Origin of the sequence: Priestia taiwanensis (assembly GCF_014638355.1) — a bacterium.
Lineage (GTDB): Bacteria > Bacillota > Bacilli > Bacillales > Bacillaceae_G > Priestia_D > Priestia_D taiwanensis.
Genome location: NZ_BMFK01000001.1, coordinates 1352665 through 1371964, shown reverse-complemented (window position 1 = coordinate 1371964; position 19300 = coordinate 1352665). Strand labels below are relative to the sequence as shown.

19 protein-coding genes are annotated in these 19300 nt (G+C 37.5%); all 19 read left to right on the top strand.

What is annotated here, in order from left to right:
• The first annotated feature begins 7 nt into the window (after window positions 1-7).
• The 19 genes from IEV41_RS07095 (at window position 8) to IEV41_RS07005 (ending at window position 19293) form a co-directional block, all read left to right on the top strand.
• Entirely contained in the window at window positions 8-2053 is a 2046-nt protein-coding gene (locus IEV41_RS07095) for a chemotaxis protein CheA (protein WP_188387695.1), read from the top strand.
• A 26-nt stretch (window positions 2054-2079) separates the two neighbouring features.
• Window positions 2080-2544 carry a chemotaxis protein CheW gene (locus tag IEV41_RS07090; RefSeq protein ID WP_188387694.1) on the top strand — a complete coding sequence of 155 codons (465 nt, stop codon included), beginning with the start codon at window positions 2080-2082 and terminating at the stop codon, window positions 2542-2544.
• A gap of 11 nt (window positions 2545-2555) precedes the next feature.
• The gene (locus IEV41_RS07085) at window positions 2556-3176 is read left to right on the top strand and encodes a chemotaxis protein CheC (protein ID WP_188387693.1); all 621 of its coding nucleotides are present in this window, start codon (window positions 2556-2558) and stop codon (window positions 3174-3176) included.
• 1 nt (window position 3177) lies between these two features.
• Window positions 3178-3669, top strand: a complete 492-nt coding sequence (locus IEV41_RS07080) for a chemotaxis protein CheD (protein ID WP_188387692.1) — start codon at window positions 3178-3180, stop codon at window positions 3667-3669.
• A 26-nt stretch (window positions 3670-3695) separates the two neighbouring features.
• Entirely contained in the window at window positions 3696-4460 is a 765-nt protein-coding gene (locus IEV41_RS07075) for a FliA/WhiG family RNA polymerase sigma factor (RefSeq protein WP_188388717.1), read from the top strand.
• Window positions 4461-4519: 59 nt separating this feature from the next.
• Complete coding sequence (locus IEV41_RS07070; RefSeq protein WP_188387691.1) at window positions 4520-5026, top strand: hypothetical protein; 507 nt, start codon at window positions 4520-4522, stop codon at window positions 5024-5026.
• A 172-nt stretch (window positions 5027-5198) separates the two neighbouring features.
• Window positions 5199-5897, top strand: a complete 699-nt coding sequence (rpsB, locus tag IEV41_RS07065; protein WP_188387690.1) for a 30S ribosomal protein S2 — start codon at window positions 5199-5201, stop codon at window positions 5895-5897.
• A 90-nt stretch (window positions 5898-5987) separates the two neighbouring features.
• Entirely contained in the window at window positions 5988-6872 is an 885-nt protein-coding gene (gene tsf / locus IEV41_RS07060; protein WP_188387689.1) for a translation elongation factor Ts, read from the top strand.
• Between the two features lie 67 nt (window positions 6873-6939).
• Window positions 6940-7662, top strand: a complete 723-nt coding sequence (pyrH, locus tag IEV41_RS07055) for a UMP kinase (RefSeq protein WP_188387688.1) — start codon at window positions 6940-6942, stop codon at window positions 7660-7662.
• A 1-nt stretch (window position 7663) separates the two neighbouring features.
• Window positions 7664-8221 (top strand): ribosome recycling factor, encoded by a 558-nt coding sequence (gene frr / locus IEV41_RS07050; protein WP_188387687.1) that lies wholly within the window; start codon window positions 7664-7666, stop codon window positions 8219-8221.
• Window positions 8222-8354: 133 nt separating this feature from the next.
• A complete protein-coding gene (gene uppS, locus IEV41_RS07045; protein WP_188388716.1) occupies window positions 8355-9128 on the top strand; it encodes an undecaprenyl pyrophosphate synthase in 774 nt (257 codons plus the stop codon).
• A 17-nt stretch (window positions 9129-9145) separates the two neighbouring features.
• Window positions 9146-9937 carry a phosphatidate cytidylyltransferase gene (locus tag IEV41_RS07040; protein ID WP_188387686.1) on the top strand — a complete coding sequence of 264 codons (792 nt, stop codon included), beginning with the start codon at window positions 9146-9148 and terminating at the stop codon, window positions 9935-9937.
• Window positions 9938-9956: 19 nt separating this feature from the next.
• Window positions 9957-11117 (top strand): 1-deoxy-D-xylulose-5-phosphate reductoisomerase, encoded by a 1161-nt coding sequence (locus IEV41_RS07035; RefSeq protein WP_188387685.1) that lies wholly within the window; start codon window positions 9957-9959, stop codon window positions 11115-11117.
• A gap of 2 nt (window positions 11118-11119) precedes the next feature.
• Complete coding sequence (gene rseP, locus IEV41_RS07030; protein WP_188387684.1) at window positions 11120-12379, top strand: RIP metalloprotease RseP; 1260 nt, start codon at window positions 11120-11122, stop codon at window positions 12377-12379.
• A 103-nt stretch (window positions 12380-12482) separates the two neighbouring features.
• Window positions 12483-16793 carry a PolC-type DNA polymerase III gene (locus tag IEV41_RS07025; RefSeq protein WP_188387683.1) on the top strand — a complete coding sequence of 1437 codons (4311 nt, stop codon included), beginning with the start codon at window positions 12483-12485 and terminating at the stop codon, window positions 16791-16793.
• 323 nt (window positions 16794-17116) lie between these two features.
• Window positions 17117-17587 (top strand): ribosome maturation factor RimP, encoded by a 471-nt coding sequence (gene rimP, locus IEV41_RS07020; RefSeq protein ID WP_188387682.1) that lies wholly within the window; start codon window positions 17117-17119, stop codon window positions 17585-17587.
• Between the two features lie 17 nt (window positions 17588-17604).
• Window positions 17605-18705 carry a transcription termination factor NusA gene (gene nusA, locus IEV41_RS07015; RefSeq protein WP_188387681.1) on the top strand — a complete coding sequence of 367 codons (1101 nt, stop codon included), beginning with the start codon at window positions 17605-17607 and terminating at the stop codon, window positions 18703-18705.
• A 12-nt stretch (window positions 18706-18717) separates the two neighbouring features.
• Complete coding sequence (gene rnpM, locus IEV41_RS07010) at window positions 18718-18984, top strand: RNase P modulator RnpM (protein ID WP_188387680.1); 267 nt, start codon at window positions 18718-18720, stop codon at window positions 18982-18984.
• Between the two features lie 6 nt (window positions 18985-18990).
• Window positions 18991-19293 (top strand): YlxQ family RNA-binding protein, encoded by a 303-nt coding sequence (locus IEV41_RS07005; protein ID WP_188387679.1) that lies wholly within the window; start codon window positions 18991-18993, stop codon window positions 19291-19293.
• Window positions 19294-19300: the final 7 nt, after the last annotated feature.

Genomic DNA, 19300 nt, shown 5'->3' with positions numbered 1-19300 from the left:
GATGGCAATGGATATGAATCAATATTTAGATATGTTTATAGAAGAGAGTAAAGAGCATTTGCAAGCGATAAATGAGCAATTGCTATTATTAGAAAAAAATCCGACTGATGTTTCTATTGTAAATGAAATTTTCCGTTCAGCGCATACGTTAAAAGGTATGTCTGCAACGATGGGGTATGAAGATTTAGCTCAATTAACACATCAAATGGAGAATGTATTAGATAGTATTCGAAATAATAAATTAGCTGTAACAACAGAAATATTAGATGTTGTATTTCAATCAATTGATGACTTAGAAGCAATGGTAACGAGTATCGCAGAAGGTGGAGATGGAAAACGCGATGTTAGTGAAGTTGTTTCGAAGTTAGAAAGTATTGAGAACGGGACATTTGGTATAGAGGAAGTAGCTGCTACCGTGATGGAAGCTGATTCAGAGGAGAAAGTAGTACAAACATACGATGGATATGAATATGCAGTGCTACAACAATCGAAGGAACAAGGGTTTGAACCGTACGAAATTACAGTTACTTTAAGAGAAGACTGCTTGCTAAGAGGCGTTCGTGTATTTATGGTATTTGAAGCACTCGAGCAGCTTGGTGAAGTAATTCGAACAACACCGTCTGTTGAATTATTAGAAGAAGAAAAGTTTGATTTTGAGTTTTCGATTACATTCGTTTCAAATGTAGCAATGGAAGAAATCCAGAATCGTATTTTAAAAGTTTCAGAAGTTGATCATGTACATATAGAGGCAATTAATGTGGATGAACCTCCAAGAGAACAGGAAGAAACGAAACCAGTACAACAAGAACAAGTTACACAACCAGTTGTACAAGAAGTAGCTGAAGTGACGCCAGTGAAAGACGTAAAACAAGAAACAAATACAAAAAATAAAGCCAATCAAGCTGCTAATAAGACAATTCGTGTGAACATCGAGCGATTAGATATTTTAATGAACTTATTTGAAGAGTTAGTTATTGATCGCGGGAGACTAGAGCAAATTTCGAAAGAATTGAATGATGTAGAACTTCAAGAAACAGTAGAGAGAATGGCACGTATATCAGGCGATTTACAAAGCATTATTTTGAATATGCGAATGGTTCCGGTGGAAACAGTATTTAATCGCTTCCCACGAATGGTACGCCAATTAGCGCGTGACTTAGGGAAGCAAGTAGATCTTGAGATTATTGGAGCAGATACAGAACTAGACCGCACAGTTATTGACGAAATTGGAGATCCTTTAGTTCATTTAATTCGTAATGCGCTAGATCATGGCTTAGAAATGCCGGATGTTCGCAAAGAAAAAGGAAAATCAGAAATAGGTACAATTAAATTAAAAGCGTACCATAGCGGTAATCATGTCTTTATTGAAATTCAAGACGACGGAGCGGGTATTAATCGTGATAAAGTATTACAAAAAGCGATTAGCCGCGGCGTAGTGACAGAGCAACAAGCAGTAACAATGACAGACCGTCAAGTGTTTGAGTTGATCTTGTCATCTGGATTCTCAACAGCAGATAAATTATCTGATATATCTGGTCGTGGTGTTGGTTTAGATGTTGTAAAGAATACAATTGAATCACTTGGTGGTTCTTTAACAATCGATTCGGTAGAAGGAGCAGGTTCTACGTTTGCAATCCAATTACCGTTAACATTATCTATCATTTCAGCACTATTAGTAGAAATTAAGAAAGAAAAGTATGCGATACCGCTTTCGTCTATTATCGAAACGGCTATTGTGCATCAATCAGATATCTTAAGTGCACATGGACAAAAAGTAATTGACTTTAGAGGTAATGTTGTACCGCTAATTTTCTTAAAAGATATTTTTGAAGTACCAGAAGATGGTGTGAAAGAAGAATATCATTCTGTTGTCCTTGTACGAAAAGGAGATAAGACAGCTGGATTAGTTGTGAACTCTTTCATTGGACAACAAGAGATTGTCTTAAAGTCATTAGGTAGCTACTTAGATAGTGTATTTGCAATCTCAGGCGCAACGATTTTAGGAGATGGACAAGTAGCGTTAATTATTGATTGTAATGCATTAATTAAGTGAGGCTAAGTTTATAAAATAGGGGCGGGATGAACGTGGAAACAATTGCTGAGGAAAAAGTAATCGTGTTTGAATTAAATCATGAGGAATACGCTATCCCTGTACAACAAGTGCAGTCAATAGAAAAACTTCAATATATTACACGTGTACCTCAAACAAAAGCCTATATTCGAGGTGTTATTAATTTACGAGGTGTTGTGTTACCAATTGTCGATTTACGTCTTCGATTTGGAATGGATGCAGTTCCACATACAGAAAATACGAGAATTATTATTATCTCGATTCGTGGAACAGAAGTAGGATTAATTGTAGATGCAGCTAACGATGTATTAGATATTCCGGTTGACAGTATTGAAGCAGCGCCAAAAGTAGTTGGTAGCATACATACAGATTATATAAAAGGCATTGCAAAGTTAGAAAGAAGATTGCTTAATTTGTTACACTTAGAAAAAGTGTTACAAATGAAAGAAGAAAATGAAAGTCTTGTACAGTAGGAGAAATATATATGGATAATAATATTTCTCCTGTTCATTTAGATGTGTTAAAAGAAATTGGAAATATTGGTGCTGGGAATGCAGCGACATCCTTATCTCAATTGTTACAAAAAAAAATTGATATGAAAGTACCAAGCGTGCGAATTTTATCATTTAATGAAATGATTGAAAGTGTAGGAGAAGCAGAAAGTGTAGTTGTATCTGTTTTCCTTCGTTTAGAGGGAGATATTACAGGCAATATGTATGTATTACTAACATTAGAGCAAGCAACGCACTTTATTAAGCATTTAACATCGGATAATGAATTTTCATTTGAACAACTGAATGGTTCTGAACTATCAATTTCTGCACTGCAAGAGCTTTCAAATATACTAGCGGGATCATATTTACGAGCACTATCAGATTTTTCACAACTGCGTCTATATCCATCGGTACCTGAACTAAGTATTGATATGTTAGGAGCTAGTTTGAGTCATAGTTTAATCGAACTTTCACAAGAAAGTGACGTTGTTATTATGATTGATACAACAATTAACGAAGATGTAACAGGGGATTCATACAATAGTCATTTTTTACTTATGCCAGATCCAGAAAGCCTTCGATCTATTTTCAGGGCTTTAGGGGTTGAGTAAAGTGAGTACAGATGTAGTAAGAGTTGGGATATCGGAGCTAGGGGTAGTGAAATCTTTGCAAACGATTCGAACAGCGGGATTAGGATCGTGTGTTGGGATTGTGATTTATGATGAAGAACGTAAAATTGGTGGTTTGGCACATATTATGTTGCCAGATTCTAGCCTGACAAAAGGTGTTATTCAAAATAAAGCAAAGTATGCGGATACAGCAATACCAGTTTTACTTGAAAAAATATATGCAGAAGGTGGAAAGAAAGCATCGTTACGTGCGAAAATCGCGGGTGGTGCTCAAATGTTCCAATTTAGTTCCAAAAGTGATTTAACTCGAATAGGTCCTAGAAATGTGGAAGCAGTAAAGGATGTATTAAAAAAGCATCATATTATGATTGTTAGCGAAGATGTCGGAGGGAATAAAGGTCGTACAATTGAATTTTCTCCCTTAACATGTAAGTTAGCAATCCGAACTGTAAATGAAGGAACGAAAGAAATATAACAAATAAGCTGAGGTGGATAAGCATGGTGCAAACATCAAAAAGTGAGGATAAAGTACTCTGGGATAAATGGATAGCAACACGTGATCCTCATGTAGGTGATTCCCTTGTTAGAATGTATTTGCCCCTCGTTTATTATCAAGTACAGCGCATTGGAATGAGCGTACCTAAAAATGTTAGTAGAGATGAATTAAAGAGTTTTGGTCTTATAGGATTATACGATGCCTTGCAAAAGTTTGATACATCGAGGAATCTTAAGTTTGATACATATGCTTCTTTTCGGATAAGAGGTGCTATTATAGATGGATTGCGCAAAGAAGATTGGTTACCGCGTACAGCACGAGATAAAGTAAAAAAAATCGAAGCGACAGTCGAAAAATTAGAGCAAACTTACTCTCGGAATATAACAGCATGTGACATAGCGCAAGAATTAGAAATGTCAGAAGATGACGTACATAGTTCGATAGTGGATATGTTATATGCGAATGTATTATCTATTGATGATATTCAGCGAGACACGAGTATAGCTGAATCAACGAAGTATCATATTAAAGATGATTATGTGTTAATGCCAGAAGAACACTTAATGAAAGAAGAGTTGCTTAATGATTTATCTGTGTCTATTGAAATGTTAAATGAGCAAGAACAAATTGTTATTAGTTTGTTCTATAAAGAAGAGCTTACATTCACAGAAATAGGCCAAATCTTAAGTATTTCGACCTCTCGTGTTTCGCAAATCCATGCGAAGGCAATTTTTAAATTACGAGAGAAGTTAACAAAAATAATAAAATAATGAAGTAGCCGCACACGTATATGTGCGGCTATGCTTATGCAATGGAAGATGGTGGATGAATGTTTTATTTACTTATTATAGGTATCGTGACACAAGTAATCATGCTTTTATGGATTACCGTGTTGCATAAGAGACTTAATCAATTACAAGATGTAAAAAAAGATAACGAAAAGATTCAACGTGAAACAGAAGATATTTTGATGAGCTTTATTGCAGAGATGAAAGAGGAGAATGAAAAGTTCTTAAAAAAAGTGAAAAGTACATCGACTATCGAATATAAAGAACAAAAACAAGAAATACTAACAGAGTATGAACGTTCTATAGATGTAAAGGAAGAACAAGTAGCGTATAAAGAATTTTTGCCACCATTTTCAGAAGAAGACCGATCTTCAAATGAAGAAGTGGTAGAAACAAAAGAAGCACCATTATTATTAGACGACATAGCGGAAAAAGCAGAGAGATTAGCGCAAGAAGGATATAAAATAGAAGAGATTGCAAAACAGTTAAACAAAGGAAAAACTGAAATAGAACTATTAATGAAGTTTCGACAATCTTATACGAAATAATTGTTGCTTGCTGTTCATTATTATGCTATAGTAGTCATTGGTGTTATTACACACGCTTATTGATTCGAGTGTTGGTGCTATAACGAAAGGAGAATCTCTTCTTTCGAGTATAGTTGTGCTTGAAGGTGATGTAAGCGGAGGAAAATCAAAACCACTTAGGAGGAAACAAACTATGTCAGTAATTTCTATGAAGCAATTACTTGAGGCTGGTGTACACTTCGGTCACCAAACTCGTCGTTGGAACCCAAAAATGAAGCGTTACATCTTCACAGAGCGTAACGGAATCTACATCATTGACCTTCAAAAGACTGTTAAGAAAGTTGAAGAAGCGTACAATGTAATGAAATCAATCGCTGCTGAAGGCGGAAACATTCTTTTCGTTGGTACGAAAAAACAAGCACAAGATGCTATTAAAGAAGAAGCTATCCGTTCAGGTATGTTCTTCGTTAACCAACGTTGGTTAGGTGGAACGTTAACAAACTTCCAAACAATCCAAAAACGTGTTAAGCGTTTAAAAGATATCGAAAGAATGTCAGAAGACGGAACTTTCGAAGTACTTCCTAAGAAAGAAGTAGTTCAGCTTAACAAAGAGTTAGAGCGTCTTGAGAAGTTCTTAGGTGGAATTAAAGACATGAAAGGCATTCCAGATGCTTTATTCGTAGTTGATCCACGTAAAGAGCGTATCGCTGTTGCGGAAGCTCGTAAATTAAACATCCCTATCATCGGTATCGTTGATACTAACTGTGATCCAGATGAAATCGATCACGTTATCCCAGCGAACGATGATGCAATTCGCGCTGTTAAACTTCTTACAGCGAAAATGGCAGATGCTATCTTAGAAGCTAAACAAGGCGAAGAAACTACTGCTTAATGAATGCAAAAGGTGATAAGGGGGTATAGCCTTTTATCACCTTTTTTTAAGGTAAAAATATACTACATATTTTAAAGGAGGACAACTATTATGGCAGTTACTGCACAAATGGTAAAAGAGCTTCGTGAAAAAACGGGCGCAGGTATGATGGATTGTAAAAAAGCTTTAACAGAAACAAACGGAGATATGGAAAAAGCGGTTGATTTCTTACGTGAAAAAGGTATCGCGAAAGCTGCTAAAAAGGCTGACCGTATTGCTGCTGAAGGTTTAACTTCTGTAGAAGTAATTGGAAATGATGCTGTATTATTAGAAGTTAACTCTGAGACTGACTTCGTTGCAAAGAACGAGCAGTTCCAAGCTTTAATCAAAACTTTAGCTACGCACTTACTTGCTAAGAAACCAGCTAACGTTGAAGAAGCTATGGCTACAACAATGGAGAACGGTAAAACTGTAGAAGAATTTATTAATGCTGCAATCGCAACGATTGGAGAGAAAATCTCATTACGTCGTTTCGTAATCGCATCTAAAACAGACGCTGATGCATTCGGTGCATACTTACACATGGGCGGACGTATTGGTGTATTAACAGTATTAGAAGGTACAACTGAAGAAGCTACTGCGAAAGACATCGCAATGCACATCGCTGCAGTTAATCCTAAATACATTTCTCGTGATCAAGTTTCTGCTGAAGAAACAGAGCGTGAGCGCGAAGTGTTAACTCAACAAGCATTAAACGAAGGTAAACCAGAAGCAATCGTTGCGAAAATGGTTGAAGGTCGTCTTGGCAAGTTCTTCGAAGAAATTTGCTTATTAGACCAATCATTCGTTAAAAACCCAGATATGAAAGTTCGTCAAGTAGCTGCAGAAAAAGGCGCTACAGTACGTGAATTCGTACGCTATGGAGTGGGCGAAGGTATCGAAAAACGCGAAGACAATTTTGCTGAAGAAGTAATGAACCAAGTACGCGGTAACTAATAAAAATAGGGAACACATTGTGTTCCCTATTTTTCAAATGAAAATATAAATGTATTCGGAGGCAAATATGAGTGACGCAAAATATAGACGTGTAGTCTTGAAACTTAGTGGAGAAGCATTAGCTGGTGAAGAAGGTTTTGGTATTAAGCCAACAATTATTCAGTCTATTGCAAAACAAGTGAAAGAAATTTCTGAATTAGGTGTGGAAGTAGCAGTTGTTGTAGGTGGCGGTAACATTTGGCGCGGTAAGATCGGAAGCGAAATGGGTATGGATCGTGCAAATGCTGATTATATGGGCATGCTTGCTACAGTAATGAATTCGCTTGCACTACAAGATAGCTTAGAGAATTTAGGAATTCCTACTCGTGTTCAAACGTCTATTGAAATGAGACAAGTTGCAGAACCTTATATTAGAAGAAAAGCTATTCGTCATTTAGAAAAAGGTCGTGTAGTAATCTTTGCAGCGGGAACTGGTAACCCATATTTCTCTACTGATACAACGGCTGCACTACGTGCTGCTGAAATTGAGGCAGATGTTATTTTAATGGCAAAGAATAATGTCGATGGCGTATACTCTGCAGATCCACGTGTAGACGCAAACGCAGAGAAGTACGAAACATTAACATATTTAGATGTATTAAAAGAAGGTTTAGCAGTAATGGATTCAACGGCTTCTTCTTTATGTATGGATAATGATATTCCACTTATCGTATTCTCGGTAATGGAAGAAGGTAACATCAAGCGTGTTGTTACTGGTGAAAACATTGGAACAATTGTGAGGGGGAAATAATATGCCGAAACAAGTAATTACAAACGCAGAAACAAAAATGGAAAAAGCGATTGCTGCTTACACACGTGAATTAGCATCAATTCGTGCAGGCCGTGCAAGTGCAAACGTATTAGACCGTATTACAGTTGACTACTACGGAGCACCGACACCAATCAACCAACTAGCAGGTGTTTCAGCACCTGAGGCACGTCTGTTAGTAATTCAACCATACGATAAATCAGTTTTAGGTGAAATTGAAAAGGCGATTTTAAAATCAGACCTTGGATTAAACCCTTCAAATGATGGATCACTTATTCGTTTATCTTTCCCAGCTTTAACAGAAGAGCGTCGTCGCGATCTTGCTAAAGAAGTGAAGAAAATGTCAGAAGATGCAAAAGTAGCGGTACGTAACGTGCGTCGTGATGCAAATGACGACTTAAAGAAATTAGAAAAGAACGGCGAAATTACAGAAGATGATTTACGTGGTTATACAGAAGATGTACAAAAATCAACAGATAAGTACATCGTGAAGGTAGACGAAATCACGAAGAAAAAAGAACAAGAAATCATGGAAGTTTAACAACCACAAAAAGCCCTCTGTATGGCAGAGGGTTTTTTTGAAATAGAAAGTAAGGGAAGGAGGGCTTTAGCATGTCCTCCTAGCTTTATTTTCATCATCTTAATGTACAAATGGCTTGGTGTGGAGGGCTTGTATCATGATTGATAAATTATTATTTTGGAAAAAGAAGAAAGAGATTAGCGGAGATCTTCTAGAAGAAGTGCAAAAACATCCTGTCCCAAGGCATATTGCAATCATTATGGATGGAAACGGAAGATGGGCGAAGAAACGAGCAATGCCTCGAATTGCAGGCCACCATGAAGGTACAAAAGTTGTTCAGCGTATTACACGCATTGCAGATAAGCTAGGTGTGGAAGTGTTAACACTATATGCTTTTTCAACGGAAAATTGGAAGCGACCACAAGGTGAAGTAGATTATTTAATGAAATTACCTGAGCAAATGTTTAGTACATTTCTTCCGGAGTTAATTGAAAAGAATGTTCGTGTACAAACGATTGGAAACTTTGATAAGTTACCAAGTCATACACAGAGGGCTGTTCAAAAAGCGATGGATGACACAAAACATAATACAGGTCTCATTTTGAACTTTGCTTTGAATTACGGAAGTAGAGACGAAATGGTACAAGCAGTTCGCAAAATTGCAGAAGAATGCAAAGAAAATCAATTAGATGCAAATGATATAAATGAAGAAACAATAGCATCTCATTTGATGACAAATAAAATAGAGGACCCAGATTTATTAATTCGAACAAGTGGTGAGATTCGCATTAGTAACTTTATGTTATGGCAAATCGCTTATTCGGAACTTTGGTTTACAAATGTGTTGTGGCCTGATTTCACAGAAGAACATTTAGTGCAGGCTATTTATGACTTTCAGCACCGTGGGCGTAGATTTGGGGGCATCTAGAAAGTGGTGATTAGCAAATGAAGACACGTATTATAACAGGAATAATTGCAATGGGGCTCTTTATTCCAATTGTCGTATACGGAGGACTTCCTCTTTCAATCTTGCTATATGTGGCAGGAACGATTGGACTATATGAATTGTTACGTATGAAAAATATTCATATGTATTCTATTCCATCTATTTTAAGTATCTTACTGCTATGGATTACGTTAATTCCAGGGGCGTATGTACATATTTTAGATACAATTGGATTTTCAAAGACGGAATTGACTTTCATCATTATCTTGCTACTATTAACGTATACAGTCATATCAAAAAATAAATTTACATTTGATGATTCTGCGTTTCTATTGTTAGCAACAATGTATGTTGGGATGGGATTCTATTATTTCCTTGAAACACGTGAAGAAGGACTAATGTATATTTTCTTTACATTGCTAGTTATTTGGTCAACTGATTCAGGAGCGTATTTCATTGGAAAGTCTATTGGTAAGAAGAAGCTTTGGCCAGAAATTAGTCCGAATAAAACGGTAGAAGGGTTCCTTGGTGGAATAGCTTCAGCAATTGTAGCAGGAGTAATCTTCCAAGTATTCGACCTGTTACCAGTATCGTTTGGTGTTATTATCGTTACAGCGATGGCAGTTTCGATTTTTGGTCAATTAGGAGACTTAGTAGAGTCTGCATTTAAGCGTCATTATGATGTGAAAGACTCTGGAAAAATCCTTCCTGGGCACGGGGGCGTCCTTGATCGATTCGATAGTTTACTGTTTGCGTTGCCAATTTTACATTTTCTACATTTAATGTTTTAAGGAATGAGGAGCTAGGTTCATGAGAAAAATTAGTTTATTAGGTGCAACAGGATCTATTGGTACACAAACATTAGATGTGATCCGTATGCATAAGGACAAGTTTCAACTAGTTTCGATGTCGGTAGGGAGAAATATCGAATTGGCAAAGCAAATGATCCAAGAGTTTTCTCCGACAATTGTATCTGTTATGCATAAAGAAGATGCGGAAGGACTACAAATGGAAGTACCGGGGAATGTCCGAGTCTACTGGGGAGAAGAAGGTTTAATTCAAGTTGCTTTGCATCCTGATGCGGATGTTGTTGTCACGGCGGTGGTAGGCAGTGTTGGGTTAATTCCTACATTAGAAGCAATTCGTGCAAAGAAGACGATAGCGATTGCAAATAAAGAAACACTTGTGACTGCTGGACATATCGTGATGGAGGAAGCAAGGAAACATGGTGTTTCTCTCTTGCCGGTAGATAGTGAACATTCTGCAATTTTCCAATGCTTAAATGGTGAAGAGAATCGTTCTATTTCTCGCTTAATCGTCACGGCATCGGGTGGTAGTTTCCGTGATAAGAAACGAGAAGAGTTGCGACACGTAACAGTGGAAGATGCACTGAATCATCCTAATTGGTCGATGGGAGCGAAGATTACGATTGATTCGGCAACAATGATGAACAAAGGATTAGAAGTAATTGAAGCACATTGGTTATTTGGGCTACCATATGAGCGAATCGACGTGTTATTACATAAAGAAAGTATCATTCATTCTATGGTGGAGTTCGAAGATTCAAGTGTTATCGCACAGCTAGGAACACCTGATATGCGTGTACCAATTCAATATGCACTGACTTACCCAAAGCGTCTTGAGTTTCTTGATGAAAAACGTTTGAATTTATGGGAATTAGGAACATTGCACTTTGATAAAATGGACTTTGAACGATATCGTTGCTTAGCATTTGCTTATGAAGCTGGGAAAGTTGGCGGAACATTGCCTACAGTTTTAAATGCAGCAAATGAAGTTGCTGTAGAGGCATTTCTACAGAGAAGAGTTGGTTTCTTGCAAATTGAAGATCTCATTGAAGAGGCGATGGAAGCACATGTTGTTAGCAAGAATCCGACTCTAGAAGAGATTCAATTAGTAGATGGACAAACTCGAAAAGAGGTCTTAACATTCATTAAGCAAAGGGGGTTATAAATGTGAATACAGTATTATCCTTCATCTTAATATTTGGTGCACTTGTGTTCTTCCATGAACTAGGTCACCTTTATTTTGCGAAAAGAGCAGGCATTCTATGTCGTGAATTTGCAATTGGATTTGGGCCAAAAATCTTTTGGTTTACGCACAATGAAACGTTATATACGATTCGTTTATTACCTCTAGGTGGATTTGTACGCATGGCTGGAGAAGATCCAGAAACGGTAGAAATTAAGCCGGGTTCGCGCATTGGATTAGTAATGAACGAACAAGGAAAAGTCGTGAAGTTAATTGGAAACCGTTTTGAGAAATACGTAAATATCCGTCTTGTAGAAGTAGAAGAAATTGATTTAGAACATAAGTTATATATTAAAGGATACGAAGAAGACGGCGAGACAATACAAACATTCTCTATAGACGAAAAAGCAATGATTGTTCAAGACGAACAAGAAACGCAAATTGCACCGTATAACCGCCAGTTCGGTTCGAAAACATTATGGCAACGTTCACTTGCTATTTTAGCAGGACCGCTAATGAATTTCTTATTAGCAATTGTTATTTTAGTAGGAATTGGGCTTGTACAAGGTGTTGTAACGGATAAAGCAGAAATAGGAAAAGTTGTAGAAGGTAGCGTTGCACAGAAAGCTGGCTTACAAGAGGGAGATAAAGTTATTTCAATTGATGGAAAGCCGATGAATACGTGGCAAGACATTCGTACTTTCGTTGAAGCGAAACCAAATACACAAATTACGATGAACATAGAACGTGCTGGTGAAAAGAAGCAAGTTGATATTATACCAGCAGGAAATGAAATGCCAGATGGCAAAACAGTTGGGAAAATCGGTATGCATACACCAATGGAAAAATCACTTCTAGGTGCTTTGCAATCTGGAGTGACACAGGCGTATGGTTATGGTAAGGCGATATTTGTTGGATTAGGGCAGTTGATCACTGGCCAAGTTTCATTTGATAGTTTATCAGGGCCGGTCGGTATTTACAACTACACAGATCAAGCTGCGAGTTCTGGCATTTACGTTTTATTACACTGGGCAGCATTCCTAAGCGTGAACCTAGGGGTGATGAACTTATTACCTCTTCCTGCTTTAGATGGCGGTAGGTTATTATTCTTTGTGATTGAAGGGTTACGTGGTAAGCCAATTGATCGTCATAAAGAAAGTATGGTTCATTTCATCGGTTTTGCTTTATTATTCTTATTAATGATTGTCGTAACATGGAACGACATTCGTAAATTTTTCTTATAGAAGAAACGCTTACTATATGTGAAAATAGGATAGGTACCTCTATGTAGAGGTACCTTTCTGACATGAAGGACTATTTTAAATAAAGAAAGGGTGGAGAGGTGTTATGATTTCATTAACAAATGAACAAAAAGATCGCTTTCAAATCCTGCTCCAGCAAGCAAATATACCAGAAGATTTAGCGAATCAATATTTACAAAATAGTGGTATCGTCAAATTATTCGTGGACAAGCAAACAAAACAATGGTGCTTTCATTTAGTAATACCTGCTGTTTTACCAATTCATGTATATGAATTAGTACAGGTTCAACTAACGAAAGCTTTTGCTCACATTGCAAATGTATCGTTACACCTTCAAACAATTGATGGGGGATATAACGAAGAACTAGTGAGAAGTTATTGGCCGTATGCAGTTGATCAAATGGAGATGATTCCACCATTATTTGAAAATATGAGGCAATGGAGTCCGTCACTTCAAGGAGCGAAAGTGATGATGACGGTTCGTAATGACTTAGAGGCGAAAACGTTAGAAAAACGTTGTATACCAACGTTGAAAAGTGCATATGAAGCATTTGGTTTTCCGCGTTTGCAATTTGAGGCAACAGTATCGAATAATGAAGCAGAGATGCAGAAGTTCCAAGAAATGAAGCAAGAAGAAGATAGGGCACGTGTTATCCAAGCAATGGATGAAATGGCGAAGAAAGAACAAGAAAGAGAAGAAGATTCTGCTGTACCAGCTGGACCACTTGTTCTTGGATATTTAATTAAAGATGATGACATCGTCCAACTTCAGTCAATTATTGATGAAGAAAAACGTAAAACAGTACAAGGATATATCTTTGATGTTGAGACACGAGAGCTTCGTAGTGGTCGAACATTACTAACCTTTAAAATCACAGACTATACAAGTTCAATCATGGTGAAGATGTTCTCGCGTGATAAAGAAGATATTCCTCTTATTCAATCCGTTAAAAAAGGTATGTGGGTGAAAGTTCGCGGTTCGATTCAAAATGATACATTCGTACGTGATTTAGTTATGATTGCAAACGATATTAATGAAATTAAACCAGCTGGAAGGGAAGACCATGCACCAGAAGGAGAAAAGCGTGTTGAGTTACACCTTCATACACCAATGAGCCAAATGGATGCAGTTACATCGACATCCGCATTAGTAGCACAAGCAGCAAAATGGGGACACGAGGCTATCGCTATTACAGACCATGCTGTAGCACAATCATTCCCAGAAGCATACGGTGCTGGAAAGAAAAATGGCATCAAAATTTTGTATGGCGTTGAAATAAACTTAGTAAATGATGGTGTACCAATTGCGTATAATGAAGTTCATCGAGCATTAGAGGACGAAACATATGTCGTATTCGACGTTGAGACAACCGGTTTATCAGCAGCATATGATACTATTATTGAGTTAGCAGCTGTTAAGATTAAAGAAGGCGAGATTATCGAACGATTCGAACGTTTTGCAAATCCCAATCATCCACTATCAGCAACGACAATTGAATTAACTGGTATTACGGACGATATGGTGAAGGATGCTCCGCAAGTTGATGTTGTATTACGAGAGTTTAAAGAGTGGATGGAAGATTATACACTTGTTGCTCATAATGCTTCGTTCGACATGGGCTTTATTCAAGTAGGATTTAAAAAATATGGTATCGACAAAGCAATGAATCCAGTTATTGATACGCTAGAATTAGCGAGATTTTTGCATCCAGAGATGAAGAATCATCGTTTAAATACATTATGTAAAAAATTCGATATCGAATTGACACAACATCACCGTGCTATTTACGATACAGAAGCAACAGCATATTTATTAGTGAAATTATTAAAGGGTGCACTTGAACAAGGAATTCATTATCACGATGAATTAAACAACAATATGGGACAAGGTGACTCATATAAGCGTGCTAGGCCATCGCATGCAACATTACTTGCGGTGAACGAAGTTGGTTTAAAGAATTTATTTAAATTAGTTTCTATTTCTCACTTACAATATTTCTTCCGTATTCCTCGTATTCCGAAATCGGTGTTACGAAAGCATCGTGAAGGACTATTAGTTGGAACGGCATGTGACAAAGGGGAAGTATTCGAAACGATGATGCAAAAGACGAAAGAAGAGGCGAAGGAGCTTGCTGAGTTTTATGACTACTTAGAAGTTATGCCTCCTGAGACATTAGGTCATCTTATCGAACGTGAGCTTGTTCATAATGAAAAAACGCTTCGAGAGATCATTGCAAATATTGTTTCTTTAGGTGAAGAGTTAGAAAAGCCAGTTGTGGCAACGGGTAATGTTCATTACTTGAATCCGCATGATAAAATATATCGCAAAATTTTAATTGGTTCGCAAGGTGGTGCAAATCCGCTTAATCGTCATCAACTTCCAGATGTGCATTTCCGTACAACGACGGAAATGCTTGAGTGCTTCTCGTTCTTAGGTGAGGAAAAAGCGAAGGAAGTTGTTGTAACGAATACACAACATATTGCATCGTTAGTCGGAGATGTAAAACCAATTAAAGATGATCTGTATACACCGAAAATTGAAGGTGCAGATGAAGAGATGCGTCAGATGAGCTATGATATGGCGAGAAGTATTTACGGAGGGGAACTACCTGAAATTGTAGAGGCTCGTCTAGAGAAGGAATTAAAGAGTATTATCGGTCATGGATTCGCCGTTATCTATTTAATCTCACATAAACTCGTGAAGAAGTCATTAGATGATGGATATCTAGTAGGTTCACGTGGATCGGTAGGTTCATCGCTAGTTGCGACAATGACGGAAATTACAGAAGTAAACCCATTACCACCGCATTATGTATGTCCAAGTTGTAAGCATTCTGAGTTCTTTAACGATGGTTCTGTCGGCTCTGGATTTGACTTACCAGATAAAGATTGTGTGCAATGTGGCACTGCTTATAAGAAAGACGGACATGATATTCCGTTCGAAACATTCCTTGGATTCAAAGGAGATAAGGTACCCGATATCGATTTAAACTTCTCCGGTGAATACCAACCACGGGCGCATAACTACACGAAAATACTGTTCGGTGAAGATTATGTATATCGTGCAGGTACAATAGGAACAGTTGCAGAGAAAACGGCTTACGGCTATGTAAAAGGATATGCAAATGATAATAACTTGACGATTCGAAGCGCAGAAGTAGATCGCCTTGTACAAGGATGCACAGGGGTGAAGAGAACAACAGGTCAGCATCCAGGCGGGATTATCGTAGTACCTGATTACATGGATATTTACGATTTCTCACCAATTCAATATCCTGCTGATGCTCAAACAGCAGAATGGCGTACAACGCACTTTGACTTCCATTCGATTCATGATAACTTATTAAAACTTGATATTCTTGGACACGATGATCCGACCGTTATTCGTATGCTTCAAGATTTAAGTGGAATTGATCCTAAGACAATTCCAACAGATGACCCAGAAGTAATGAAGATTTTTGCTGGGCCAGAGCCGTTAGGTGTAACAGAAGAACAAATTAAATGTAAGACAGGAACACTTGGTATTCCAGAGTTTGGGACGAAGTTCGTTCGTCAGATGTTAGAGGAAACGAAACCTACGACTTTCTCTGAGCTTGTCCAAATTTCTGGTCTTTCTCACGGAACAGACGTATGGTTAGGGAATGCGAATGAATTAATCTATAGCGGTACATGTACGTTAAGTGAAGTTATCGGTTGTCGTGATGACATCATGGTGTACCTTATTTATCAAGGTTTAGATCCATCCTTAGCCTTCAAAATCATGGAGTCGGTTCGTAAAGGTAAAGGTGTACCGCCAGAATGGGAAGAAGATATGAGAAATAACGGTGTACCAGAATGGTATATTGATTCATGTAAGAAAATTAAGTACATGTTCCCGAAGGCCCATGCAGCAGCTTACGTATTAATGGCCGTTCGTATTGCATACTTTAAAGTTCATCATGCACTTCTGTATTATGCGGCATACTTCACAGTACGTGCAGATGATTTTGATGTGGAAGCAATGGTTCGTGGTTCGAATGCACTTAGAGCAAAAATTGATGAAATTAGTGGTAAAGGCTTAGATGCATCGGTAAAAGAAAAGAACTTAATGACAGTATTAGAGCTTGCATTAGAAATGTGCGAGCGTGGCTACTCTTTCCAAAAAGTAGATTTATACCGTTCAAGCGCAGATGAATTTATTATCGATGGAGAAACACTTATTCCACCGTTTAATTCGATTCCTGGATTAGGAACGAACGCGGCGCTGAACATTGTAAAATCACGAGAAGAAGGGGAGTTCTTATCGAAAGAAGATTTACAGCAACGTAGTAAAATTTCTAAAACAATTTTAGAATATCTAGATAATCATGGATGTTTAGAATCGTTGCCAGATCAAAACCAATTATCGTTATTTTAATGAATAATCATGAATTTTTCTTTGCAAATATGGGAAAACTATGCTATATTATTTGTTGAATATACACAGTATGTAATGAACGAGCAGAAAGAGTGGGGAAACCCGCTCTTTTGTGTTACTATATGCTTTTTATGCTTAAGCAGAAAGAGAGGATTTCATCATCTTCTCTTTCTTGTATGTTTTCTTAGTAATACATATTTTGGTAATTTTTTTTACGGTTTTAGTTGGTAATACTAAGAAAAACAAGTCCCTGCTAAGAAAAGCGGGGTATTTTCATCATATAGTAAATAGTTAGGGGTTCATCTGTAGGAAGGAGGCTATATATGAGCAAGAAAGTAACAGAAATTGTTGCGGAATTAGCACAGCCGATTGTAGACGAATTAAATTTAGAATTAGTAGATATAGAGTATGTAAAAGAAGGAAAAGATTGGTTCTTGCGCGTATTTATTGATTCTGAAGATGGTATTGATATCGAGGATTGTGGAAATGTGAGTGAGAAGCTAAGTGAATTATTGGATGAGCAAGATCCAATTGATAACCTTTACTTCTTAGACGTTTCTTCTCCAGGAGCAGAACGCCCATTGAAGAAAGAGAAAGATTTCCAAAAAGCCATTGGGAAACAAGTAGCTATCAAAACATATGAGCCAATTAATGGAGAGAAAATGTTTGAAGGTCAGTTACTGAATTTTGATGGAGCTGAAGTGACACTATTACAAACGATCAAAACAAGAAAAAAAGAAATTGTTATTCCATATGAAAAGGTAGCAAGTGCAAGACTTGCTGTTACTTTTTAATAATAAGGGGGATCAGCATGAGCACTGAGTTAATGGATGCCTTACTAAAGTTAGTAGAAGAAAAAGGCATTGGTAAAGAAGTAATTATTGAAGCGGTAGAAGCAGCACTTATTTCTGCTTACAAACGCAACTATAACCAAGCACAAAACGTACGCGTAGATTTCAACCCTGAAATCGGAAGTATGCGTGTGTTCGCGCGTAAAGACGTGGTCGACAATGTATTCGATCCACGCCTAGAAATTTCTGTGCCACAAGCACGTGAAATCAACCCGAACTACCAATCTGGAGATATTATTGAAATTGAAGTAACTCCAAAAGAATTTGGTCGTATTGCAGCGCAAACTGCGAAGCAGGTTGTTACACAACGTGTACGTGAAGCAGAGCGCGGAGTTATCTATAATGAATATATCGATCGTGAAGAAGATATCATGACAGGTACTGTTCAACGTCAAGATTCAAAGTTCATTTATGTGCACTTAGGCAAAATCGAAGCGTTATTACCATTAAGTGAACAAATGCCTTCTGAGCATTATAAGCCACATGACCGTATTAAAGTGTTCATTACGAAAGTAGAGAAGACGACAAAAGGTCCACAAATTTACGTATCACGTACACACCCAGGCTTATTAAAGCGTTTATTCGAATTAGAAGTACCAGAAATTTACGATGGAACAGTAGAAGTAAAATCTGTTGCACGTGAAGCTGGAGATCGTTCGAAAATCTCTGTACATTCCGAGAATGCTGACTTAGATCCAGTTGGTTCATGCGTAGGACCAAAAGGTCAACGTGTGCAAGCAGTTGTGAACGAATTAAAAGGTGAGAAAATTGATATCGTTCGCTGGTCAAATGACCCAGTTGAATTTGTTGCGAATGCACTTAGTCCTTCACAAGTATTAGAAGTACAAGTGAACGAAGAAGAGAAAGCAACGACGGTTATCGTTCCAGATCATCAATTATCATTAGCAATCGGTAAAAAAGGTCAAAATGCTCGTCTTGCGGCTAAGTTAACTGGCTGGAAGATCGATATTAAGAGCCAATCAGATGCAGAAAAATTAGGTATGTACAAAGCGGATGAAAATGCACCGTTGTTCGATTTACTAAGTGATGAAATCGAATAGGAGTGAAAAGTAGTGAGCATGAAAAAAGTACCTTTAAGAAAATGTGTTGTAACACAAGAAATGAGACCTAAAAAAGAACTAGTTCGTATTGTACGTTCAAAAGAAGGCGAAGTTTCCATCGATTTAACAGGCAAGAAGTCTGGCAGAGGTGCTTATGTGAGCAAAGATAAAGAATGTATCTTGCTTGCGCAGCAAAAAAATGTACTAGATCATCATCTGAAAGCAAAAGTAGGTGCAAGTGTATACGAAGAATTGCTTGCATTAGTAGATACGGAGTAAATAGACATGTCAGACAATAATAAGTGGAAATCTCTACTAGGAATTGCAAATCGTGCAAGGAAAATAACCTCTGGAGAAGAACTAGTAATAAAGGAAGTACGTAGTAATAGAGCGAAGTTAGTTATTATTGCAGCAGATGCTTCGAACAATACAATGAAAAAGGTAACGGACAAAGCGAGTTATTACAAGGTACCAGTAAAGACAGTAAGCGATCGCTATGAATTGGGGAATGCAATCGGAAAAGACGCAAGAGTTGTGGTTGCAGTAACAGACGCAGGGTTTGCCAACAAATTGAAGACGCTTATGTAAATTTGTC

Coding starts and splice junctions, on each gene's coding strand:
- IEV41_RS07095 (WP_188387695.1), top strand. CDS start 8: ATGGATATGAATCAATATTTAGATATGTTTATAGAAGAGAGTAAAGAG.
- IEV41_RS07090 (WP_188387694.1), top strand. CDS start 2,080: ATGAACGTGGAAACAATTGCTGAGGAAAAAGTAATCGTGTTTGAATTA.
- IEV41_RS07085 (WP_188387693.1), top strand. CDS start 2,556: ATGGATAATAATATTTCTCCTGTTCATTTAGATGTGTTAAAAGAAATT.
- IEV41_RS07070 (WP_188387691.1), top strand. CDS start 4,520: ATGTTTTATTTACTTATTATAGGTATCGTGACACAAGTAATCATGCTT.
- rpsB (WP_188387690.1), top strand. CDS start 5,199: ATGTCAGTAATTTCTATGAAGCAATTACTTGAGGCTGGTGTACACTTC.
- tsf (WP_188387689.1), top strand. CDS start 5,988: ATGGCAGTTACTGCACAAATGGTAAAAGAGCTTCGTGAAAAAACGGGC.
- pyrH (WP_188387688.1), top strand. CDS start 6,940: ATGAGTGACGCAAAATATAGACGTGTAGTCTTGAAACTTAGTGGAGAA.
- frr (WP_188387687.1), top strand. CDS start 7,664: ATGCCGAAACAAGTAATTACAAACGCAGAAACAAAAATGGAAAAAGCG.
- IEV41_RS07040 (WP_188387686.1), top strand. CDS start 9,146: ATGAAGACACGTATTATAACAGGAATAATTGCAATGGGGCTCTTTATT.
- IEV41_RS07035 (WP_188387685.1), top strand. CDS start 9,957: ATGAGAAAAATTAGTTTATTAGGTGCAACAGGATCTATTGGTACACAA.
- IEV41_RS07025 (WP_188387683.1), top strand. CDS start 12,483: ATGATTTCATTAACAAATGAACAAAAAGATCGCTTTCAAATCCTGCTC.
- rimP (WP_188387682.1), top strand. CDS start 17,117: ATGAGCAAGAAAGTAACAGAAATTGTTGCGGAATTAGCACAGCCGATT.
- nusA (WP_188387681.1), top strand. CDS start 17,605: ATGAGCACTGAGTTAATGGATGCCTTACTAAAGTTAGTAGAAGAAAAA.
- IEV41_RS07005 (WP_188387679.1), top strand. CDS start 18,991: ATGTCAGACAATAATAAGTGGAAATCTCTACTAGGAATTGCAAATCGT.